Annotated in this window: 19 protein-coding genes; 8 read left to right on the top strand and 11 right to left on the bottom strand. The window is 68.2% G+C overall.

What is annotated here, in order from left to right; all coding sequences use genetic code 11:
* Nucleotides 1-159 precede the first annotated feature (159 nt).
* Both ACQR0U_RS31350 and ACQR0U_RS31345 read right to left on the bottom strand, forming a co-directional pair.
* Nucleotides 160-852, bottom strand: a complete 693-nt coding sequence (locus ACQR0U_RS31350; protein ID WP_315715979.1) for a DUF2848 domain-containing protein — start codon at nt 850-852, stop codon at nt 160-162.
* A gap of 72 nt (nt 853-924) precedes the next feature.
* A complete protein-coding gene (locus ACQR0U_RS31345) occupies nt 925-2,250 on the bottom strand; it encodes a DUF3422 domain-containing protein (RefSeq protein WP_434872381.1) in 1,326 nt (441 codons plus the stop codon).
* 1,182 nt (nt 2,251-3,432) lie between these two features.
* Between ACQR0U_RS31345 and ACQR0U_RS31340 the strand changes: the two genes are divergently transcribed.
* A complete protein-coding gene (locus tag ACQR0U_RS31340; RefSeq protein ID WP_315767709.1) occupies nt 3,433-4,737 on the top strand; it encodes a PQQ-dependent sugar dehydrogenase in 1,305 nt (434 codons plus the stop codon).
* Nucleotides 4,738-4,798: 61 nt separating this feature from the next.
* Here ACQR0U_RS31340 and ACQR0U_RS31335 read toward each other — a convergent pair whose 3' ends face one another.
* Nucleotides 4,799-5,047 carry a hypothetical protein gene (locus ACQR0U_RS31335; protein WP_315715976.1) on the bottom strand — a complete coding sequence of 83 codons (249 nt, stop codon included), beginning with the start codon at nt 5,045-5,047 and terminating at the stop codon, nt 4,799-4,801.
* 186 nt (nt 5,048-5,233) lie between these two features.
* On the opposite strand from ACQR0U_RS31335, the gene ACQR0U_RS31330 reads away from it, so the two are divergent.
* Nucleotides 5,234-5,407, top strand: coding sequence for a hypothetical protein (locus ACQR0U_RS31330; RefSeq protein ID WP_315715975.1), 174 nt, complete (start codon nt 5,234-5,236; stop codon nt 5,405-5,407).
* 130 nt (nt 5,408-5,537) lie between these two features.
* On the opposite strand, the gene ACQR0U_RS31325 is transcribed toward ACQR0U_RS31330, so the two are convergent.
* Nucleotides 5,538-6,347: an NAD-dependent protein deacetylase gene (locus ACQR0U_RS31325; protein WP_316195965.1), complete on the bottom strand. Its 810-nt coding sequence runs from the start codon at nt 6,345-6,347 to the stop codon at nt 5,538-5,540.
* 107 nt (nt 6,348-6,454) lie between these two features.
* Here ACQR0U_RS31325 and ACQR0U_RS31320 point away from each other — a divergent pair, with 107 nt between their 5' ends.
* Nucleotides 6,455-6,625, top strand: a complete 171-nt coding sequence (locus tag ACQR0U_RS31320) for a hypothetical protein (RefSeq protein WP_316204063.1) — start codon at nt 6,455-6,457, stop codon at nt 6,623-6,625.
* A gap of 6 nt (nt 6,626-6,631) precedes the next feature.
* Here the strand turns inward: ACQR0U_RS31320 and ACQR0U_RS31315 are convergent, their stop codons facing one another.
* From ACQR0U_RS31315 to ACQR0U_RS31295, 5 genes are read right to left on the bottom strand one after another with little or no spacing between them, the layout of a single operon-like run.
* Complete coding sequence (locus tag ACQR0U_RS31315) at nt 6,632-7,537, bottom strand: polysaccharide deacetylase family protein (RefSeq protein ID WP_434872380.1); 906 nt, start codon at nt 7,535-7,537, stop codon at nt 6,632-6,634.
* Between the two features lie 4 nt (nt 7,538-7,541).
* Nucleotides 7,542-8,342 carry an ABC transporter permease gene (locus ACQR0U_RS31310; RefSeq protein ID WP_434872379.1) on the bottom strand — a complete coding sequence of 267 codons (801 nt, stop codon included), beginning with the start codon at nt 8,340-8,342 and terminating at the stop codon, nt 7,542-7,544.
* Nucleotides 8,339-9,205 (bottom strand): ABC transporter permease, encoded by an 867-nt coding sequence (locus ACQR0U_RS31305; RefSeq protein ID WP_316195912.1) that lies wholly within the window; start codon nt 9,203-9,205, stop codon nt 8,339-8,341. Before ACQR0U_RS31305 ends, ACQR0U_RS31310 begins: the two co-directional genes overlap by 4 nt.
* Before the next feature lie 2 nt (nt 9,206-9,207).
* The gene (locus ACQR0U_RS31300; protein ID WP_434872378.1) at nt 9,208-10,278 is read right to left on the bottom strand and encodes an ABC transporter ATP-binding protein; all 1,071 of its coding nucleotides are present in this window, start codon (nt 10,276-10,278) and stop codon (nt 9,208-9,210) included.
* Nucleotides 10,275-11,309 (bottom strand): extracellular solute-binding protein, encoded by a 1,035-nt coding sequence (locus tag ACQR0U_RS31295; protein ID WP_315715969.1) that lies wholly within the window; start codon nt 11,307-11,309, stop codon nt 10,275-10,277. The genes ACQR0U_RS31300 and ACQR0U_RS31295 overlap by 4 nt, the downstream gene beginning before the upstream one ends.
* 198 nt (nt 11,310-11,507) lie before the next feature.
* Here ACQR0U_RS31295 and ACQR0U_RS31290 point away from each other — a divergent pair, with 198 nt between their 5' ends.
* Nucleotides 11,508-12,245: a GntR family transcriptional regulator gene (locus ACQR0U_RS31290; RefSeq protein WP_315715968.1), complete on the top strand. Its 738-nt coding sequence runs from the start codon at nt 11,508-11,510 to the stop codon at nt 12,243-12,245.
* A 14-nt stretch (nt 12,246-12,259) separates the two neighbouring features.
* On the opposite strand, the gene ACQR0U_RS31285 is transcribed toward ACQR0U_RS31290, so the two are convergent.
* Nucleotides 12,260-14,356 carry an adenylate/guanylate cyclase domain-containing protein gene (locus ACQR0U_RS31285; protein WP_316226807.1) on the bottom strand — a complete coding sequence of 699 codons (2,097 nt, stop codon included), beginning with the start codon at nt 14,354-14,356 and terminating at the stop codon, nt 12,260-12,262.
* 288 nt (nt 14,357-14,644) lie between these two features.
* Between ACQR0U_RS31285 and ACQR0U_RS31280 the strand changes: the two genes are divergently transcribed.
* Genes ACQR0U_RS31280 through ACQR0U_RS31265 form a run of 4 tightly spaced genes read left to right on the top strand, consistent with a single transcriptional unit; the run spans nt 14,645 to nt 17,209 of the window.
* Nucleotides 14,645-14,950, top strand: coding sequence for a BufA1 family periplasmic bufferin-type metallophore (locus ACQR0U_RS31280; RefSeq protein WP_315715966.1), 306 nt, complete (start codon nt 14,645-14,647; stop codon nt 14,948-14,950).
* A gap of 39 nt (nt 14,951-14,989) precedes the next feature.
* Complete coding sequence (bufB, locus tag ACQR0U_RS31275; protein ID WP_316201934.1) at nt 14,990-15,910, top strand: MNIO family bufferin maturase; 921 nt, start codon at nt 14,990-14,992, stop codon at nt 15,908-15,910.
* Nucleotides 15,897-16,679 (top strand): DNA-binding domain-containing protein, encoded by a 783-nt coding sequence (locus ACQR0U_RS31270; protein WP_316201933.1) that lies wholly within the window; start codon nt 15,897-15,899, stop codon nt 16,677-16,679. Before bufB ends, ACQR0U_RS31270 begins: the two co-directional genes overlap by 14 nt.
* Nucleotides 16,679-17,209, top strand: coding sequence for a DoxX family protein (locus ACQR0U_RS31265; RefSeq protein WP_409977912.1), 531 nt, complete (start codon nt 16,679-16,681; stop codon nt 17,207-17,209). Before ACQR0U_RS31270 ends, ACQR0U_RS31265 begins: the two co-directional genes overlap by 1 nt.
* On the opposite strand, the gene ACQR0U_RS31260 is transcribed toward ACQR0U_RS31265, so the two are convergent.
* Nucleotides 17,149-18,768, bottom strand: a complete 1,620-nt coding sequence (locus ACQR0U_RS31260) for a hypothetical protein (RefSeq protein WP_434842158.1) — start codon at nt 18,766-18,768, stop codon at nt 17,149-17,151. The genes ACQR0U_RS31265 and ACQR0U_RS31260 overlap by 61 nt on opposite strands.
* Between the last annotated feature and the right edge of the window lie 106 nt (nt 18,769-18,874).

Raw genomic sequence — 18,874 nt, 5'->3', positions numbered from 1 at the left:
CTTCGGCACACTGCGGCACCATAGGCCGCCTTGCTTAACAGGCCCTTGCTGATCGCAACGCCTGCGCGAATGCAGCCATGCATGGCGACGGCCGCGACGACGCGCCGCGGCCTGATCGTTAGCGCATTCCGCCGCACGCGAACGTGATCGCGCGCCGCCTCAGCCGGCGATGGCGAGCTGCTCGATCGCGTATCCGTGGCGGATGGCGCGGTTCAGCACGGGATCGACCAGCTCGAACTCGAAGCGGTCGGCTGGGCGGATGCCGCCCCTGGCGGCAAAGGTGCCGCCGAACATCGCGGTGCCCTCGGGCAGGCCGGCCTCGCCGTAGCGGCGCGCGATCAGGTCGAAAGGCGCCAGCATGCCGCTCAGCGCACCCTCCTGGTACAGCACGCGCTCGCCACTGATCGTCGCATAGGCGCGCAGCATCAGCTGGTCCCAATGCGCGGCGACGTCGTCGACCAGCCACAGCTCGGGCGCCACCGGCTTGTCGCACATCTGCTTGGACACGGTGATGTTGTAGGTCTCGACCTTGCGGTCGGTATGATCGGAGCCGACGCCGACGAACAGCCTTCCGCCCGCTTGCACCAGCACGAACTCGACCTCGCCGGAGGAGTCGCCGCCGCTGACCTCGATGCTGCCGGATGTCGTCAGGCGGCTGGCCGCGACCTCGTAATAGATCGGCGTCGTCGCGGGCCTGGCAATGCCGAGCTCTTCCAGTTCGGCGATGTGCTTGTCGCGGGCGACCGGATCGCGCCCGGTCCAGCCGGCGATGACGAGGCGGCTCAGCGTGATCCGATGCCGCGTCGCCGCACCATCCGCGTGAACCAGGAAATCGATCGTCGCACCGCTCATCGTCTCATTGCCTCTTGCTGACCAGCCCGCCGCTTAGCCGTCCGGCCGCTCGCTGGCAAGGCGCCCAGCCGTTCACTCCTGCTCGGCTTTCTCCGCCTCGTGATCCTCCTTCAGGTGCCGCTTGCGGATCTGGTGGGTCGTGAACCAGATCAGCGCGATCGCGACCGGCACGAAGGCGGCGGTAGCCAGCGTCGGCTCGACCGGCAGGCCGGTGTCATGCGCGCCCTTGGCGAGATAGCCGAACAGGCTGACGACGTAATAGCCGATCGCGGCCACCGACAGCCCCTCGACCGTGCTCTGCAGGCGCAGCTGCAGCTTGGTGCGCTCGTTCATCGAGCGCAGGAGATCGCGGTTCTGCTGCTCCAGCTCGACATTGACGCGGGTGCGCAGCAGGTCGGCGGCGCGCGCCAGCTTGAGCGACAGGTTCGACTGCCGTCCCTCCAGCGCGTTGCAGGTGCGCATCGCCGGCGCGGTGCGCCGCGCCAGGAACGACGACCAGCTCGAATACGGCGCGACCGGCTCGCCCTCGATCACCGCCAGGCGGGCCTGCACCAGGTCGTAATAGGCGCGGCTGGCGCCGAACCGGAACAGGCTGCCGGTGGCGCCGCGCTCCAGCAGCGCTTCGAGCTCGGTCAGCTCGCGCAGCAGGTGGTTGTTGAGCTTGAACGACTGCGCGCCTTGCATCTCCGCGAGCACCTCGACCAGCCGCCGCTCGATGCGGTCGACGTCCGGCGCCAGCGCCAACGCAGCCGGCAGGCCGAGCAGCGCCAAAGTGCGGTAGGTCTCCAGCTCCAGCACGCGCTGCACCAGCGCCCCGAGCCGCTCCGGCGTCGGACCGTCGGCGCAGACCAGGATGCGGGTGAAGCCGTCGTCGTCGAGACGGAAGTCGGAGGCGACCGCGCCGGCGCTGCCCTTGATCGTCACGATGGCGAGGCTGCTCTTGTCGAAGATCTCCTCCGCGCGCGCCACCGGATCGGCCGCGTTCTCGACCTCGAGCTTGACCGCGACCAAGAGCTCGCCGGCCTGCGGCAGCGCCGCGATCAGCGCCTGCAGCTCGGGCGCGATGGCGCCGAAGCGGCGCGGTCCGGCGCCGGCCGGCGGGCTCCAGATCCAGGTCAGCGTGGCGAATTCCGAATGCTGCTCGAAGCGCAGCCTGACCGGGCCGAGATCGACCTGGTGATGCTTGACGCCCGGCTCCGGCGGCGGCGCACCGCGCTGCGCGCAGAACGCGGCGAGGCTAGCGCGGTCGACCGCCGGACTGTCGCCCTTGGCCATGAAGGCGAAGCGGATCACCAGCACCGGCTGCGTCAGCGGCGTGAACGGCCGCGCATGCACCTCGTTCAGCACGCTCTCGCGCAGGGCATGCGGCGTGAAGGCGGACTTGTCGAGCGACGTCATCGGGAGAGTCCGCGCGTGAGAGCGACACCTGACGCAGACGATCGCGCTGCGCCTGAATTGATCACCCCCGTCATGCCGTGCATCCCCCTGACTTCCATTGTCGTCCGGCCGGCCAACGCGCCGGCAGCGTGTGACACCAGTGTAGCGCAATTCGATGACGGCGCCACGGCTGCGGCGACATTGTGCGCGCTGGCGGCTCTCTCAGCGCCACGGCAAGTCGATCATGATGCACGCAGACACACCAACACCTCCCGCGGCGCGATCGCGCCCGAGATTGCTCTCATCAAAACCCTCCGGAAATGCCGAGGGCGCAGGGAAGGCCGGACCTCGACTGAGGCCCGTGGCCCCCGTGCGGAAAAATTGCACGGGGCAGGAACCACAGGTTCAGCCGGACAGACCCGGCCCTCCCTGCGCGATGGGTTTAACGTCTGCTCCGAGCTCTCCCCGGGGACCGGCTTGTTTGCCCCCGTCGCCTGATGACACGTGATGTCACGCAGGCTTGGCGCCAGCATCGGGGCGCCAGGACCACACGGCTTGAACGTCCGCGAGCTGCCAATCGTTCAGCGCATCAGCACCTGACAACACTCGCGGCCACCGCTCCCCGCCTCAACGTATCGTGACGACGCGTACGCCCCTCTGCATGAGGACGGGATGCAGGGAGTAGAGCATGATTTCGGAAAAATAGCAAGAAAGAATTTTGACGAGATGGGCTGGCCGAGGATGATGCGGGGCGACCGCATTTCGGGAAGATCGTGCCCGTCTCTTTCCTCATCGTCATGGCCGAGCTCGTCCCGGCCATCCTCGTCGTTGGTCGGGGAGAGACGTGGACGCCCGGAACAAGCCCGGGCATGACGGGCAACCGATCTGCGCGCTTCAGCGTCGCAACGGCCCATTTCGTTGCAAGCAATCGCGCCGATATAGTTGGGCTTGAGCAAGCCATGCCAATTGCCGATCGGCACTGCACGATCAACCGCAGCGCCCCGCATGCCAGACGCCGCCGGAGGTTGGCTCTGATACGTGAATGCGTGCCAGGTGAAAGCCCCGGGTTCCGCAGCCCCGATCCGCGACCCATGCAATTGTCACGGTGGGCGTGGTAGATCATAACAGATTGGCCCTTTGCCATCGCTCGATGGTCCCTCGCCCATCAGATCCCATTTGCATCAAAGCCCTCACAGGACTCCCATGACAACCCTTTCCTCCATCGTTGCGCGCGGCGTCGCGCTGGTTGGCAATGCGGCGCTGCAGTGGCGCAAGCTGCAGGGGGAGACGCCGCAACCGGCGTGGGGGGCGCAGCCGCAGATTCCCCTGGCGAAGCCACAGGGCCTGCTGCCGACCTTGAAGATGCCGACGGCGCGGGGCTGGCGCGACGGCGAAAAGCCGGTGGCGGCGGCGGGGCTGAAGGTCAATGCGTTCGCGACCGGGCTCGACCATCCGCGCTGGATCTATGTGATGCCGGACAAGTCGGTGCTGATCGCCGAGGCCACCCAGATTCCAAGCCCGGTGCGCAACATGTTCGGCTATGCGATGCAGGCGACGATGCGCCGCGCCGCAGCCCTCGGCGTCAGCGCCAACCGCATCACGCGGCTGGTCGATGCCGACGGCGACGGCACCGCCGAACGCCGCAATGCCTTCATGGAGAATCTCAGCCAGCCGTTCGGCATGGCGCTGGTCGGCGACACCTTCTATGTCGGCAACACCGACGGCATCGTCGCCTTCCCCTATGCAGCCGGCGCCGATCGGATCAATGCACAGGGCAAGCGTCTCACCACGTTCAAGCCGGGCGGGCACTGGACGCGCAGCCTGCTGGTCAGCCCCGACGGCAGCAAGCTCTATGCCGGCGTCGGCTCGCTGACCAACATCGCCGAGCTGGGCTTCGAGGTCGAGGAGGGCCGCGCCTGCATCTATGAGCTGGACATCGCGAGCGGCGCGAGCCGCATCTTCGCATCAGGCCTGCGCAATGCGGTGGGCTTGGCGTTCGAGCCGTCGACGAAGGTGCTGTGGACCGTCGTCAACGAGCGCGACGGGCTCGGCGACGAGACGCCGCCGGATTACCTGACCTCGGTGCGCGAGGGCGGCTTCTACGGCTGGCCCTATTGCTACTGGGGCAGGACGGTCGACGACCGCGTGCCGCAGGATCCGGCCCTGGTCGCGACCGCGCTGACGCCGGACTACGCGCTCGGTGGCCACACCGCCTCGCTCGGCCTGTGCTGGCTGCCCGCGGGCGCCCTGCCCGGCTTCCCCCAGGGCATGGTGATCGGCCAGCACGGCTCGTGGAACCGCAGCAAGCTGTCCGGCTACAAGGTCGTGTTCATTCCGTTCGAGAACGGCAGGCCGTCGGGCCCGGCGCGCGACATCCTCTCGGGCTTCCTGGCGCCGGACGAGAGCTTCTCCTATGGCCGCCCGGTCGGCGTGACGCTCGGCCCGGACGGCTCGCTGCTGGTGGCCGACGACGTCGGCAACTGCATCTGGCGCGTGACGGGCGCGTGAGCCTCGCAGGCGAAAGGCCGAGGCCGCGTTCGACCCCGGCCTTGCGCATGTGCCGCCATGCTCAGTCGTGGCCGTAGAACTGGCGATTGCAGTAGCGGCGGCCCTGCTCGTGGCGCGCGGCGCGCTCGGCCGGCGATGCATTCGCCGGCATCAGGAAGTTGCCGGTGTAGAACAGCTGCAGGCAGTTGATGTAGTTCTTGTTGCCCAGCCATTCCCAGCCGGCAGACGCCGGCGATGTCGATGCGGATGCGAGCAGGCCCGCGCCCGCGACGATGGCGGCGGCGGCGAAAAGACGAATGCTGGAAGTCATGACCTTGTCCCTCGTTGCTTGCGGCTGCCCCTGCAGCCCATGCGAGGATCATGACGGTCAGGGCGCGCTGCTTCCGTGATGGTCCGCACAGAGAGGGGTGATGCCGCATGAACGGCGCCGCGGCGCTCGGCCGCGGAACAAGCATCACGCCCGCGACGTTGTCCGGCACAGCGACAGGAGAGTTTCATGGCCGACAACGTCAATCCCGAGCAGAAGCAGCCGGGCGAGCATCACGAAGGCAAGTTCCACTACAATCCAGGCAACCAGGCCGGCAAGACGGTCGAGGTCGGCAAGCCTGAGAACGAGCAGGTCAACAACAAGGACCGCATCGAGAACCGCGAGAAACCGCAGTCGCGGTGAGGCGGACACCATTTTAGTTTTTCGTCATGCCCGGGCTTGACCCGGGCATCCATCTTCTGAAGCACCGAGGAGATGGATGGCCGGGTCAAGCCCGGCCATGACGGCGGAGAGAGGGCGGACCGCCCTACTCCTACAGCAGAAACGCCAGCGCCTCGTCGCACGGCGCTTCCACCTTCAGCGACAAGAGGTCATCCGCGCGGGTGCGGCCGAGATTGACGGCGGCGATGGGGATGTTGCGGTCCGCGGCGGCGCGGACGAAGCGGAAGCCGGAATAGACCATCAGCGAGGTGCCGACGACGAGCATGGCGTCGGCCTGCTCGACATGCTCGCGCGCGGTGGCGACGACCTCGCGCGGGACGGTTTCGCCGAAGAACACGACGTCGGGCTTGAGGATGCCGCCGCAGGCGCGACAGGCCGGCACATTGAAGTCCGCGAAATCGACGCCGTCGAGATCTGCATCGCCATCGGGCGCGGCGGCCGCATCATGCGCCAGCCAGCGCGGATTGGCGCCGGCCAGTTCGTCCTGAAAGTCGGCCCGCGACAGCACGGCGCCGCATCCCAGGCAGCGGACGCGATCGAGCCGGCCGTGCAGATCGATGACGTTGCTGGTCCCGGCGGCCTGGTGCAGCCGGTCGACATTCTGCGTCACCAGCAGCGAGCTCTTGCCCTGCGCCTCCAGCCGCGCCAGCGCATGATGCGCGCCGTTCGGCTGGGCGCGGCCGAACCGCCGCCAGCCGACCATGCTGCGCGCCCAATAGCGGCGGCGCGTATCGTCGCTGCCGACGAAGGCCTGATAGGTCACCGGCGGCGTGCGCTTCCACTGCCCGTCGGTGTCGCGATAGTCGGGAATGCCGGAGTTGGTGCTGCAGCCGGCGCCGGTGAGCACGACGATGCGGTGGTGATTATCGAGAAAGGATTTCAGCGCGGTGGGATCGGCCATGGCCCAGATGTAGTCGCCGGAACCGGCCTGCGCCAGTCCGCCACACCCCGGCCGGATCGCATGAACCATTGCGCGCGCCCGGTCTTATCCCGGCGGGAGGACCTGCCATGATACCACGCAACGGGCATGATCGCGGATTGTGGCCGCTCGACGCGGACGAACGGGATGGCGCGCCGATCGACGACGAGCGCGACCTCGCGACCGGCGAGGGCGGCACCATCGAGGTGCCGCTGACCGACGAGGACATCGCCGACGAGGACATCGCCAACGACGATTGACCGCGCTCACGATTCCGGCGGCACCGTCGCCAGCCAGTGCCGGGCGATGTCGGCGCGCGGCGCGATCCACGCCGCGCCGTTGCCTGTGATGTGATTGAGGATGCGGTCGAGCGCGCCGATCCGGCCGGGGCGGCCGATCATGCGCAGATGCAGCCCGATCGACAGCATCTTCGGCGCCGTCGCGCCCTCGCGCACCAGCCAGTCGAAGGCGTCGATGACGTAGTCGGCGAAGTCCGCGCCGCGGAAGCGCGAGCCGTTGAAGAACTGCATGTCGTTGCTGTCGAAGGCGTAGGGCAGCACCAGATGCGGGCGGCCGGCGACGGCGACATAGTACGGCAGGTCGTCATTGTAGGCGTCGCTGTCGTAGAGGAAGCCGCCTTGCTCAACCAGTAGCCGCCGCGTGTTGGGCGAGCTCGCCGATCGCGTGTGCCATCCCAGCGGCGGCCTGCCGGTGACGCGCTGGATCGTCTCCACCGTCCGCGCGATCACGCGGCGCTCCTCGGTCTCGCCCATACCGGCGTGGCTCTGCCAGCGCCAGCCATGCGCAGAGACCTCATGGTCGCGCGCCACGGCATTGCGGGCGAGCTCCGGCGAGCGCTCCACCGCGCGGCCGCAGGCGCTGACGGTGACCTTGACGTTGTGGGCGTCGAACAGGTCCATGATGCGCCACCACGCCGCCCGCGTGCCGTATTCGAAATGGCTGTCGATGCAGGGGTCGGGGCCGTCGAGCCGGTGCACGACCTCGTAGATCGCCTCGTTGCTCGTATCGCCGTCGCACATCGAGAATTCAGAGCCCTCCTCGAAATTCACCACCAGCGACACCGCGACGCGTGCGTCGTGGGGCCAACGCGGATGCGGCGGCCTGCCGGCATAGCCCCTGAGATCGCGGCGGAAGGCAGGCTGTGAGGTCATCGTGTCAATCCGCGGTTCCGGCCATGCGGTGCAGGCCGACCAGGCGATCGCTGATCAGCAGCAGCACCAGGGTGCCGGCAAGAATGAGGGTGGAGAGCGCAGCGAGCGTCGGATCGGGCGCCTCCTCGATATATTGCAGCATGCGGATCGGCAGCGTCTTGGAACGCACATCCGTCAGGAAGATCGAGACCGGATAGTTGTCGAACGAGGCCAGCAGGCTGAACAGCCCTGCGATCAGGAACGACGGCGCCAAAGCCGGCACCATCACCCTGAGCACGCTGCCGGCATAGGTGCAGCCGAGCGTGCGCGCCGCCTCGATCAAGGTGAAGTCGAAGCGGGAGAGCCCGGCGATCATGGTGCGCGCGACGTAAGGCAGCGTCACCACGAGATGCGCCACCAGCAGCGCGCTCCAGGTCGCGGTGAAGCCGATCATGCGGAAATATTGCAGGAGCGCGATGCCGAGCACGAGGCCGGGCATCATCAAGGGCGACACCAGCAGCGTGCCGAGCGCCGTCGCGCCGGGCAGCCGGCCACGCGCGATCGCGATGGCGGCGAGCGTGCCGGCGACCAGCGACAACGCGGTCGACAGAACCGCGATCTGCAGCGACAAGAACAGCGACGGCCAGAAGCCGTCGAGCCGGCCGATGCGGCCATACCAGCGCAGCGATGCGCCCGACAGCGGCAGGTCGAACACCGGCGTCGGCGAGAAGCTTGCCGCGGCGATCACGACCAGCGGCAGCAGCAGGAACAATGCGAGCCCGACCGCGAGCGCCCAGCAGATGATGATGGCAAGGCGCGACATCATTTGGGCTCGCGCGACAGCATCGCGCTGAGCGCGACGACGATGACGGCGATCGCCAGCAGCACCACGCCGGCGGCGGCGCCGAAGCCGGGCTCGCGCGCCAGGAGATAAGCCTTGGCGATGGTGGTGGCGAGCGTCGGATATTTCTCGCCGATCAGCAGCGTCGGCACCACATAGGCCGACACCGACAGCGAGAACACCAGGGCGACGCCGGCGATGATGCCCGGCAGGGTCAGCGGCAGGATGACGCGGAAGAACACGACCAGCGGCGAGGCGCCGAGCGTCGCGGCGGCTTCCGCATAGCGCCCGTCCAGCTGCGCCACCACCGCGTAGATCGGCAGCGCCATGAACGGCAGGAAGATATTGACGGCGCCGACGATCAGCGCGGTCTGGGTGAAGATCATGCGGATCGGATCCTCGATGATCCCGACTGCGATCAGCACCGTGTTGATGAGGCCGTCGCTGCGCAGCAGGATGGTCCAGGCGAACGCCTTGACGATGACGGAGGCGGCGAGCGGCAGGAACAAGGTCGCCAGCAGGATCGAGCGCAGTGGGCCGCGCGCACGCGCCAGCGCGAACGCCGCGGGATAGGAGATGAGGAAGGCGATCAGGGTCGTCAGCAGGCCGAGCCGCAGCGAGTTCCAGATGATTCCGAGATAATAGGGCGTGCCGAGCAACCGGACGTAATGCGCCGAGGTGACGCCGCCCTTGGGGTCGAGCACGCTGACGCCGAGGAGCAGCGCCAGCGGCAGCACGAACACCAGCGCGATGATCAGCAGCGATGGCGCGACGAAGCCGAAGGCGGCGAGCCTGTCGCGATCCGGCGCGGGCTTGACGATCGGTGCTGATAGCACGGCGTCGGTCATGGTCAGGTCTCGGCGGCGAAGGCGAAGGTCTCGGCGACGGGCCAGGCGAAGCGGACCTCGTCATGCACGCGCGGCAGCTCGGCCTCGCGGCCCGAGAGCTCGGCGAGCAGGCTCGCGCCAGCGCCGGCATCGACGTCCACCAGGGTCCGCGAGCCCTGGAACACGACCGACCGAACTCGGCCGGCCGCGGAGTTGGCACCGTCACCAGCGCCCAGCCGCAACTGCTCCGGCCGCGTCGCCACGATCACCGAGGCGCCCGGCTGGAACGCGCCGCGCGCCGACAGGCGGCCGACCGGCGTCACCACCTCCACAGTGCCGTCCTGCGCGCCGACCACCTGGCCGGCGATGCGCGTCGACAGCCCGACGAAGTTGAGCGCGAACAGGCTGGCCGGCCGGGCATACAGCTCGCGCGGCTCGGCGAGCTGCTCGATGCGGCCCTTGTTCATGACCGCAACCCGGTCCGACATCGTCAGCGCCTCGTCCTGGTCATGAGTGACGAAGATCGCGGTCGCCTTGACCTCCTGCAGCAGGCGGCGCAGCTCGACCTGCATCTCCTCGCGCAGCTTGCGATCGAGCGCCGACAGCGCCTCGTCGAACAGCAGCACGTCCGGCTCGACCGCGATCGCCCGCGCCAGCGCGACGCGCTGCTGCTGGCCGCCCGACAGCGCCGAGATGCGGCGGCCGCCGAGATGGCTGAGCTTGACCAGCGCGAGCGCGCGCTCGACCGCGCGGTCGGTCTCGGCCTTGGGCGTGTCGCGCACCTTCAGTCCGAAGGCGACGTTGCCGGCGACGGTGAGATGCGGAAACAGCGCATAGCTCTGGAACACGACGCCGACATTGCGCCGGTGCGGCGGCACATGGGTGACGTCGCGCCCGGCGAGCGCGATCGTCCCGGTGTCGGGCGGCGCGAGGCCGGCGATCGCACGCAGCAAGGTGGTCTTGCCGCAGCCGGATGGGCCGAGCAGGGTCACCAGCTCGCCGCGGCGGATCGTGAGATCGACGCGATCGAGCACGGTCGCCGCGCCAAACCGCTTCGAGACCCCGCTGATGACGAGATGCGGAGCGGCGCTCATGTCATCTCCTTGCTCCAGCGATCGACCCAGCCGGCGCGGTTCTTCGCGATGAAGGCCCAGTCGGGCGCGAACAATGTCGCGGGATCGGGATAACCGGCCGGCAGCGGCGTGGCCTGATTGGTCGGCGCGATGAACGCCGTCTTGGCGAGGATGCTCTGCGCCTCCGGGCTGAGATAGAAGTCGATCGCGGCGTCGGCGAGGTCGCCGGCCGGCGCGCCGCTCACCTTGGCGATGCCCGACGGCATCGAGAAGCCGCCATCCCTCGGGATTGCGAGATCGACCGGCGAGCCGTCCGCTTTCCGGATCAGCGTGTAGGCCGAGAACTGGCCGCCGATCATCCAGGCCTCGCCCTGCTCCAGCAGATTGATGGCCTGCGGTGCGTTGGTATAGACGTTCAGCAGATTGGCCTTCAGGCTCTTGATCTTCTTGAAGCCGGCGTCGATTTCGTACTGCGCCTCCTTGTAGGGCTTGCCGGTCTCGAGATGCGCGGCGGCGAGCAGCGTCCAGAACCCTTCGGTGTTGGACAGCGACGGCACGACGATCTTGGAGTCGTATTTCGCGTCCCACAGCTCGGCCCAACTGACGGGCGGCGTCTTCATGCGCCTGGTGGAATAGGCGATGCCCACCCACGGCTTCTGGTAATTGGCCCACATGCCGTCCTGGTGCACGGCGTCGTCGACCAGCTTGCCGAGATTGGGAATCGCCGACGCCGACATCTTGGTGATCAGCCCTTCGGCCGCGGCCGGCAGCATCACCGGGTCGTCCATGATCACCACCGAGATCTTCGGGCTCGCCTTGTCGGCCTGCATCTTCTGCAGATTGGTCAGCGAGTTGGTGCCCTCATAGAGCACCTTGCAGTCGAGCTTCTTCTCCAGCACCGGAAACAGGTCGGAGTTGAAATATTTGGCGGCGCCGGCCGGGCCGCCGATCACGATCTCTTTCGGGGCGGCGCGCACCAGGGCTGGCGCGGCGAGCGTGGCGGCGAAGGCCGCACTGGTCTTCAGAAGGCTGCGTCGGGAGAAGGGGTGCATGACGAGGATCCCGTGTGAGCTGTCGCGTGGCGTGTCACCCGCGATCAGCAAGCGCCGTGCCAAATGTGCACATTCTTGATTCATCAATGAGATCAGCGTTCCGGGCTATGTCTCGATCCGCAGCGCGCCCGGCCGCGGACAGAATGTGCACATTTTTTGGAGGTGACGTGCCGCGCCTTTGGGCCTAGCTAAAACCTCATGGCGATGCGAGCGCAGCGAATCGGGAAGGCCAATCCCGCCGAGGACGAGGCGGTGTACCAGGCCATCCTGCGCGCGCTGCTGGAGGGCAAGCTCAAGGCCGGCACCAAGCTCGCCGAGACGCCGCTCGCCGCGCTCTTCGGTGTCTCGCGCGAGCGCATCCGAAAAGTTCTTCACCGGCTCGGCGCCGAGCGGCGGCTGGAGATGATCCCGAACCGTGGCGCGCGGGTGCCGCGGCCGACGCTCGATGATATCAGACGGGTTTATGAGGCACATCGCGTACTCGAGGCCGGCGTGCTCAGCCAGCTGGTGCTGCGGGTCGATGATCTCCTGCTCGCACGGCTCGATGCGCATCTGGCCGAGGAGCGCGCCGCCGCGCAGCGTGGCGATCGCGCGACGTCGGTGCGGCTGTCTGGCGCCTTCCACGTCCATCTCGTCGACTCCATCGGCAATCCCGAGCTGTCGCGCATGCTCGCCGATCTGCTCAGCCGCTCCTCGGTGATGGTGTCGGTATACGAGCCGGCGGCGCAGTCGATCTGCGCGGTCGACGAGCACGGCGCGATCGTCGACGCGCTGCGCGACCGCGACCTGCTGCGCGCGATCGCGGTGTCGCGAGAGCACTTCCTGCATGTCGAGGGCCGGCTGCGGCTCGACGACGATGCGGCGACGCCGTCTCAGGATCTCGCCGCCGTGTTCGCCGGACGGCGGCCGCTGCGCGGCAAGCTGCGGTCGGCTTAGTCGGACCGGCCACGTTACTTCGTCGTCAGCGCCGTCACCGGATGCCAATGATGATCCGCCCGCGTGCCTGCCAGGGGCCTGCAGCGCGTGATCATGACCTCGGCGGCGCGATCGCCGGGCTTGAGCGCGAGGACTGCTTCAAACGCCGCGATGGCTGCCTCGAAGTGCTGCGCGCGATAGTCCTGAAGTCCGCACGCGTAGTGTGCGATCCAGCGCACGTCCTGCGCGGCGACATTCTCCGCAAGCCCGACCAGCTCGTGGACGCGCAGGCCCTCTTCGCGGCCATAGACGGCGATGCGGTCGATCTCGCGGGTGAGAAACGCATCGCCCGCCAGCCGCGCGGTGCCCTCGCCGATCAGGATATCGGTGCCGTAGCTCTTGTTGGCGCCCTCCAGCCGGCTCGCGACGTTCACGGCATCGCCGATCACCGTATAGTTGAGACGCACCTCGGAGCCGATGTTGCCGACCAGCATGGGGCCGGAGTTGATGCCGATGCGGATGGCGAGCGGCCGGCCGTCATCGTCGCACAGGCCGCTGGCCTCCACCGCGTCTCGGCACGCCAGCGCGGCGCGGCAGCACAGAACCGCATGATCCGGCTGCGCGGCCGGCGCGCCCCAGAACGCCATCACCGCATCGCCGATGAACTTGTCGATGGTGCCGCCGTGGTCGACGATGACGGTCGAGATCAGGTCGAGATAGCGCGACAGCAGCGGCACGACACGGTCGCCCATGCGCTCCGACAACCCGGTGAAGCCGGCGATGTCGATGAACATCACGCTGAGCTCCTGGACATGGCCGCCCGGCCTGGCGTCGACGCCCTGCCGCAGCAATTGCCGGACGAGATCAGCGGGAATGAACTTGCCGAATGACGACAGCCCGCCGGCCATGTCATGAATGGCGCCGGACAGGCTCGCGATCTCGCGAAGCCGCGAGGGATGACGTCGCACCTGCTCGAGCGCGAAGGCCTCGACGTGACGCAGTTCGGCCACCACACGCCCGAGCGGGGCGGCGATGACGGCACGCGCCAGCGCGGCGGAGGCCAGCGCCGCGAGCACGGCGCCGATGCCGAGACCGATGATCACGCGCCGCAGCGCCGCGTCGACCGGACCGAGAAACTCCGCTTCCGGAATCACCGTGACCAGCGACCAGCCGGGAAACGGCAGCGCCGTGCGCGCGACCTCGAAGGCGCCGTCGCCCGATAGCACGCGCCCGCGCCAGGCCTCGTCGCCTTCGCGCGAGGACCGCATCGCCTGCTGCGCGATCGGCAGCAGCGGCTGGCGGCCCTGCCCGGCATTGACCTCGTCGGCGGTCTCGTCGGGCGCCGCGACCACGCCGCCATCAAGCGCCAGGATGAAGGCGCTGCCGGTGCGGCCGACCTGAAGCTGGGCGAGAAAGCGCGAGATGCGCGCGTGCTCGATGATGATGGCGAGCACGCCCTGCCGCTCCTGATAGACATCGATCGGGCCGGCCAGCGCGATCGCCGGGCGGTCTCCGCTCGGATGATGATCGACGCTGAACCAGCGCGGTTCGTCCGCAGCGAGGCTCTCCTTGAACCAGGGCTGGTCGGCGACCTTGAAACGGGTCGGCTCGAAGCGGCGTGCCGCGAACTCGATGTCGCCGGGCACGACGTCGTATTCATCGACGCGGCGCTGGCCGGGATGATCGGTCAGCGAGATCTCCATCATCTCCAGGCGCCGGTCGCCGAGCTTGTGGGCGGCGAAGAACGAGCCGTCGGGCCAGCCGAACGCCGCCGATGAGATCGTCGCCTGCGACTGCAGCTGCGACAGGAACACGAATTCGCGCTTGTCCGCCTCGCGGGTGTCGAGCACGTTCTGCAGGAACAGCGTGCGGATGGCGGTGTGCGCGGCGCGCGCCTCGCTGACGATCGCGCTCACCTCCTTGCGCACGGCGCTCGCGATCTGCGCGTTGACGGTGCTCGCGAGCTGACGGCTGATCGCCTCCGAGGTGCGCCACCACAACAGACTCGAGGCAAGGGCCGTCAGCAGGATCGCGGTCAGCACCAGGGCCGACACGGCGAAGCGGATGCTGACGGTCAACCGCTCGTCGGCGGCGCCTCGGCGCGGCACTCGGCTCTTTGCGCTCGCCATCATCGCAGGTGGATCTCCGATCGGACCGAGCGGCGCGCGGGGCGGCGCGCGACCGGGAGCCGCCAGACTGCGCTCCGATGGCGTGAGCCGCCAATGCCGGCCGGCTAAGTCGATGATGCCTGCAAAGCATTGGCACTTCGAGTCGGCTTGCGCTCGACTAGGGCAGCTCCCAAGCACGCAATACCGCTCACAGGGTCGTGAGCGGAGTCGCCGCGTAACATTGTCGTGGCGGCGGGCGAAGGAGAGATGCGCGTCGCCAAGCGAGCGACGCAGAACACGAGAGGAATCGTCATGTCCGCCAAGAGAACCGTCACCACGCTGGCGCTCGCCGGCGCCGTCAGCACCGCGCTCGCAAGCCTCGCAATGGCCGGGCCACTGACCAAGGCCGAAGCGGAAGCCGCAATGGCCGCCAAGAAGGAGAAATGCTTCGGCGTTGCCCTGAAGGGCCAGAACGATTGCGCCGCCGGTCCCGGCACGACCTGCCAGGGTACCTCAACGATCGACTTCCAGGGCAACGCGTGGAAATTCGTCCAGGGCGGCACCTGCACCAGCATCGACGTCCCCGGCGGCCGCAAGGGCTCGCTCAAGCCGATCTGATCGCTCTCGTTCACCCCAAGCGGAAAGCGGAGACGCAGCATGCGCACCGATGCCCCCCCTGCACCGGGCCCCACCATGCCGCTTCGCTTTCCGCCACCTCTCGGCGGCGTCGCCGGGACCAGCTTCAAGCCGTCGCACCTGGCCGCCATCCTGGCCGAGGCGCCGCGGCCCGGCTTCTTCGAGGTCCATGCCGAGAACTACATGGGCGCCGGCGGTCCGCCACACCATCAGCTCGAGGCGATCCGCAGGGATCATCCGCTGTCGATCCACGGCGTCTGCATGTCGATCGGCGGCCCGCAGCCGCTCGATCGCGACCACCTCGCGCGCTTCCGCAAGCTCGTCGCCCGCTATCAGCCGAGCCTCGTCTCCGAGCATCTTGCATGGTCGACGCACGATACGACGTTCTTCAACGACCTGCTGCCATTGCCCTACACGGCCGCCACGCTGGCACGGGTCTGCGACCATATCGATGAGGTGCAGACCGCGATCCGCCGGCCGATCCTGCTGGAAAATCCGTCGACCTACGTCGCCTTTCACGACTCGACGATGAGCGAGACCGACTTCATCCGCGCCATCGTCCGCCGCACCGGCTGCGGGCTCCTGCTCGACCTCAACAACGTGTTCGTCTCCGCGATCAATCATGGCTTCTCGCCACAGGACTATCTGGCCGACGTTCCGCTCGCCGCTGTCGGCGAGATCCATCTCGCCGGTCACGCCGTGCAGGCCGACGATGAAGGCGAGCCGCTGCTGATCGACAGCCATGACGGCCCCGTCGCCTATGATGTGTGGGCCCTGTTCGCCAGCGTGGTCGCGCGCAACGGTCCGATGCCGACGCTGATCGAATGGGACAGCAACATTCCGGATTGGCCGGTGCTGAAGGCAGAGGCCGCGGCCGCGCAGGCGATTCTCGATGACCACGCACCCGACTGCTCGCAAGAGGTGCGCGATGCCGCAGCCTGAGCATATGTCCGACTATGCCGCTCAGTTCGCCGCGGCGCTGCTGACGCCGGATCGCGCGACGCCTGTCGCCGTCAGGGGTCCGCTGGCCAAGGCGGCCGGGCGCCGGTTCAACGTCTACCGCAACAACGTCACGGTCAGCCTGATCGAGTCGCTCGTCGCGATCTATCCGGCGGTGCAGCGCATCACCGGGCCCGACTTCTTCCGCGCGGTGGCGCGGGCGCATGTACGCGAAACGCCGCCGACGTCGCCGCTGCTCGTCGACTATGGACGCGACTTCCCCGCTTTCATCGCAGCTTACGAGCACGCTCGGACGATGCCGTTCCTGACGGACGTCGCACAGATCGAGCGGGCCTGGCTCGACGCCTATCACGCGGCAGACGCCGCGCCGCTCGACGGCGCCACGCTGGCGACGGTGCCGCCCGAGCGGTTGCCCGAGCTGCGCTTCGCCGTTCATCCCGCCACCCGCATCGTGCGCTCGGATTTCGCGGCGGTGACGATCTTCTCGGCCAATCGCGGCGATGCGCCGGTGCCGCGCATCGACGGCTCGGTCCCGGAGGACGCGCTGATCACGCGGCCCGCGTTCGACGTCGCCGTGCGCCACCTGCCGCGGGGCGGCGCGATCTTCGCAAGCCTGCTGATCACGCGGCAGCCGCTCGGCGTGGCCGCGGAAGCCGCGTTCGAGGCAGCGCCGGAGTTCGATCTCGCCACCAACATTGCCGGCCTGATCGAGGCCGGCGCCTTCACGGACATCAGTTTCGAGGACGCATGATGACGACGGACCACTCCATGGCGCCGACCGCGACACTGTCGCTGCCTTCCCTCGTCGGCCAGACCGTTCGGCTGCTGCAGAGCGCGACCCCGCTCACCCTGGTCCAGCTCGTCACTCGCATTGCGCTGGCTGTGCCGTTCTGGCGCTCGGGCATTCTCAAATGGGACGGCTTTCTCAGGCTGAGCGACACCGCCGTGACGCTGTTCAGCGACGAGTTCATGCTGCATCTGCCTGGCGGGCCATACCACTTTCCCATGCCGACGGTGATGGCGTTCCTGTCGGGCTGCGGCGAGGTCACCTTCCCCGTCCTGCTCATTCTCGGCCTCGGTACCCGCTTCGCGGCACTCGGCCTGCTGTTCATGACATGCATCGTCGAGCTCACGGTGCCCGACGGCTGGCCGATCCATCTGACCTGGGCCGCGATGGCGCTGGGCCTCATTGCCCATGGCGGTGGAAAGATCTCGCTCGATCACATCCTCGGCGGGCTGTTCGGCGGCGCGCACCAGGGCAGCACGAGCCGTGGCATGTAGTAGCCGCGCCACTCGCAGACCTCCTCGGGCCCCTTGCGCTTGAGCGCCATCTTGACCGGCTCGGCCTGGCTGATGCCGACATGGAGCGCGAGCAGCACCGCGCCGATCGGATAGGCGAAGCGGGAAAAGCGCAGGTCCGACAGACGATCGAGCAGGACCATGCCGGCGATGATGATCAGGGGATCGGTGAAGACGAAGTACTCGACCTTCAGCCCGCGGCGGACGCCGAGCGTGTCGATACCGATGGCCGCCAGCATCAGGAGGACGGCTTGGATGGCCGCCTGCCGCTCACCGCGGCGCCAGGCCATGACAATGCCGGGGATGATCAGCCAGGTCAGGAACACGGCGGGGCGGGCCGACGATTGCAGCACGAAGGTGTAGCGCCGGATGACCCCGAGGACGCCGGACAGCAACAGGCCGATCGCACCGCCCAGGCTGCCGGCGGCCTCGGGCGCGTCGACATAGGTGATCATCTTCTCGAGCGGATTGAGCACGACCACGACATCGTTGATGTCGTAGCTCAACTTCAGTGCCAGCAGGCCGAGGCTTGCGCCGGCCACCACCGCCAGCAGCGCCGCGACGGTCTCGGCCGCGCTCACGCGCCATAACCATGCGAAGGCGGCCATGCAGACCGCGACCACGCCGAGCAGCGCGAACTGGTAGAGGCCGAAGCGGCCGAGCAGCATCGGCTTGAGGCCGGCAGCCGTCGCATTGACGGGGTCGAAGCCGGCGGCGACCAGCGGCCAGGCGGCGATCGCGGCGACGATCGCCGCCACGGCTGCGACCATGACGGCCGCCCACGCGCGCGAGCTTTGCCAGAACGCCACGCTTGCGCTCGTCGCCGTCCCGAACGGCAACACCAGCACGGGAATGGCGGCGATCAGCAGGATCGCATGCACCTTGTTCTCCAGGCCGAGCATGCAGAGCAGCGCGGCGAGTCCGACGGCGAGCGGCCGCGTCAGGCTGGCGCGGCGCGCGACCGCGATCAGGATCATCAGCGCGAGGATGCAGAACGACGCCGCGATCATCTCGCTGCGCAGGATGCGCAGATGCATCTGCACGCCGCCGGAGAAGGCGAAGGCGGTGACGGCGAGCATGGCGATGCGCCAATCCGACACCAGCCGGCGCGCGGCCCAAGCAAAGGCGAGGATGATGCCGGCGGCCGTCAGCAGCGCGGCGACGCGTCCGGCATGGACGGCGCCGGTCATCGCGACATCGAAGGCGGCGCGATCGGCGGGGATCGCCGACAATGTCCAGGCGTCGAGCAGGCCGAGCCGATGCAGCAGCGCGAACCAGGTCTCGACCGAGAGGATGGTGAGATAGGCCGGGTGATCGAAGAAGGCCTGTGCGCCGCCATCGTTGATGGCGAGCGCATTGTAGATCACCATGAAGTCCATGTCGGCATTGCGCCAATAGACGGTGAAATAGCCGGCGGTCAGGAACGACACGAGCGACAGCAGCAGCGCGACCGCGACCCCGCCGCGCCAGCCGAAGCGCGTCAGGCGGTCGAGGGCGTCGGGAAAGGGAGCCGATGCTTTCGGTACCGCTTTCTCCGTCATGCGCGGGCTTGTCCCACGCATCCATGTCGGCCCTCATCGACGAAAGAAGACGTCGATGGCCGGGTCAGGCCCGGCCATGACGATGTGGGAAGATGGGCAACCGATC

The organism is Bradyrhizobium sp. HKCCYLRH3097 (genome assembly GCF_051167875.1).
In the GTDB taxonomy this organism is placed as follows: Bacteria; Pseudomonadota; Alphaproteobacteria; order Rhizobiales; family Xanthobacteraceae; genus Bradyrhizobium.
This window is presented reverse-complemented; position numbering and strand designations above follow the sequence as displayed.

Bases quoted from the DNA above. Each gene is read 5' to 3' on its own strand.
- ACQR0U_RS31265 (WP_409977912.1), top strand. From the start codon at position 16,679: ATGACGACGGACCACTCCATGGCGCCGACCGCGACACTGTCGCTGCCT.
- ACQR0U_RS31310 (WP_434872379.1), bottom strand. From the start codon at position 8,342: ATGATGTCGCGCCTTGCCATCATCATCTGCTGGGCGCTCGCGGTCGGG.
- ACQR0U_RS31300 (WP_434872378.1), bottom strand. From the start codon at position 10,278: ATGAGCGCCGCTCCGCATCTCGTCATCAGCGGGGTCTCGAAGCGGTTT.
- ACQR0U_RS31290 (WP_315715968.1), top strand. From the start codon at position 11,508: ATGGCGATGCGAGCGCAGCGAATCGGGAAGGCCAATCCCGCCGAGGAC.
- ACQR0U_RS31270 (WP_316201933.1), top strand. From the start codon at position 15,897: ATGCCGCAGCCTGAGCATATGTCCGACTATGCCGCTCAGTTCGCCGCG.
- ACQR0U_RS31285 (WP_316226807.1), bottom strand. From the start codon at position 14,356: ATGATGGCGAGCGCAAAGAGCCGAGTGCCGCGCCGAGGCGCCGCCGAC.
- bufB (WP_316201934.1), top strand. From the start codon at position 14,990: ATGCGCACCGATGCCCCCCCTGCACCGGGCCCCACCATGCCGCTTCGC.
- ACQR0U_RS31315 (WP_434872380.1), bottom strand. From the start codon at position 7,537: ATGACCTCACAGCCTGCCTTCCGCCGCGATCTCAGGGGCTATGCCGGC.
- ACQR0U_RS31350 (WP_315715979.1), bottom strand. From the start codon at position 852: ATGAGCGGTGCGACGATCGATTTCCTGGTTCACGCGGATGGTGCGGCG.
- ACQR0U_RS31340 (WP_315767709.1), top strand. From the start codon at position 3,433: ATGACAACCCTTTCCTCCATCGTTGCGCGCGGCGTCGCGCTGGTTGGC.
- ACQR0U_RS31295 (WP_315715969.1), bottom strand. From the start codon at position 11,309: ATGCACCCCTTCTCCCGACGCAGCCTTCTGAAGACCAGTGCGGCCTTC.
- ACQR0U_RS31280 (WP_315715966.1), top strand. From the start codon at position 14,645: ATGTCCGCCAAGAGAACCGTCACCACGCTGGCGCTCGCCGGCGCCGTC.
- ACQR0U_RS31305 (WP_316195912.1), bottom strand. From the start codon at position 9,205: ATGACCGACGCCGTGCTATCAGCACCGATCGTCAAGCCCGCGCCGGAT.
- ACQR0U_RS31320 (WP_316204063.1), top strand. From the start codon at position 6,455: ATGATACCACGCAACGGGCATGATCGCGGATTGTGGCCGCTCGACGCG.
- ACQR0U_RS31335 (WP_315715976.1), bottom strand. From the start codon at position 5,047: ATGACTTCCAGCATTCGTCTTTTCGCCGCCGCCGCCATCGTCGCGGGC.
- ACQR0U_RS31325 (WP_316195965.1), bottom strand. From the start codon at position 6,347: ATGGCCGATCCCACCGCGCTGAAATCCTTTCTCGATAATCACCACCGC.
- ACQR0U_RS31345 (WP_434872381.1), bottom strand. From the start codon at position 2,250: ATGACGTCGCTCGACAAGTCCGCCTTCACGCCGCATGCCCTGCGCGAG.
- ACQR0U_RS31330 (WP_315715975.1), top strand. From the start codon at position 5,234: ATGGCCGACAACGTCAATCCCGAGCAGAAGCAGCCGGGCGAGCATCAC.
- ACQR0U_RS31260 (WP_434842158.1), bottom strand. From the start codon at position 18,768: ATGACGGAGAAAGCGGTACCGAAAGCATCGGCTCCCTTTCCCGACGCC.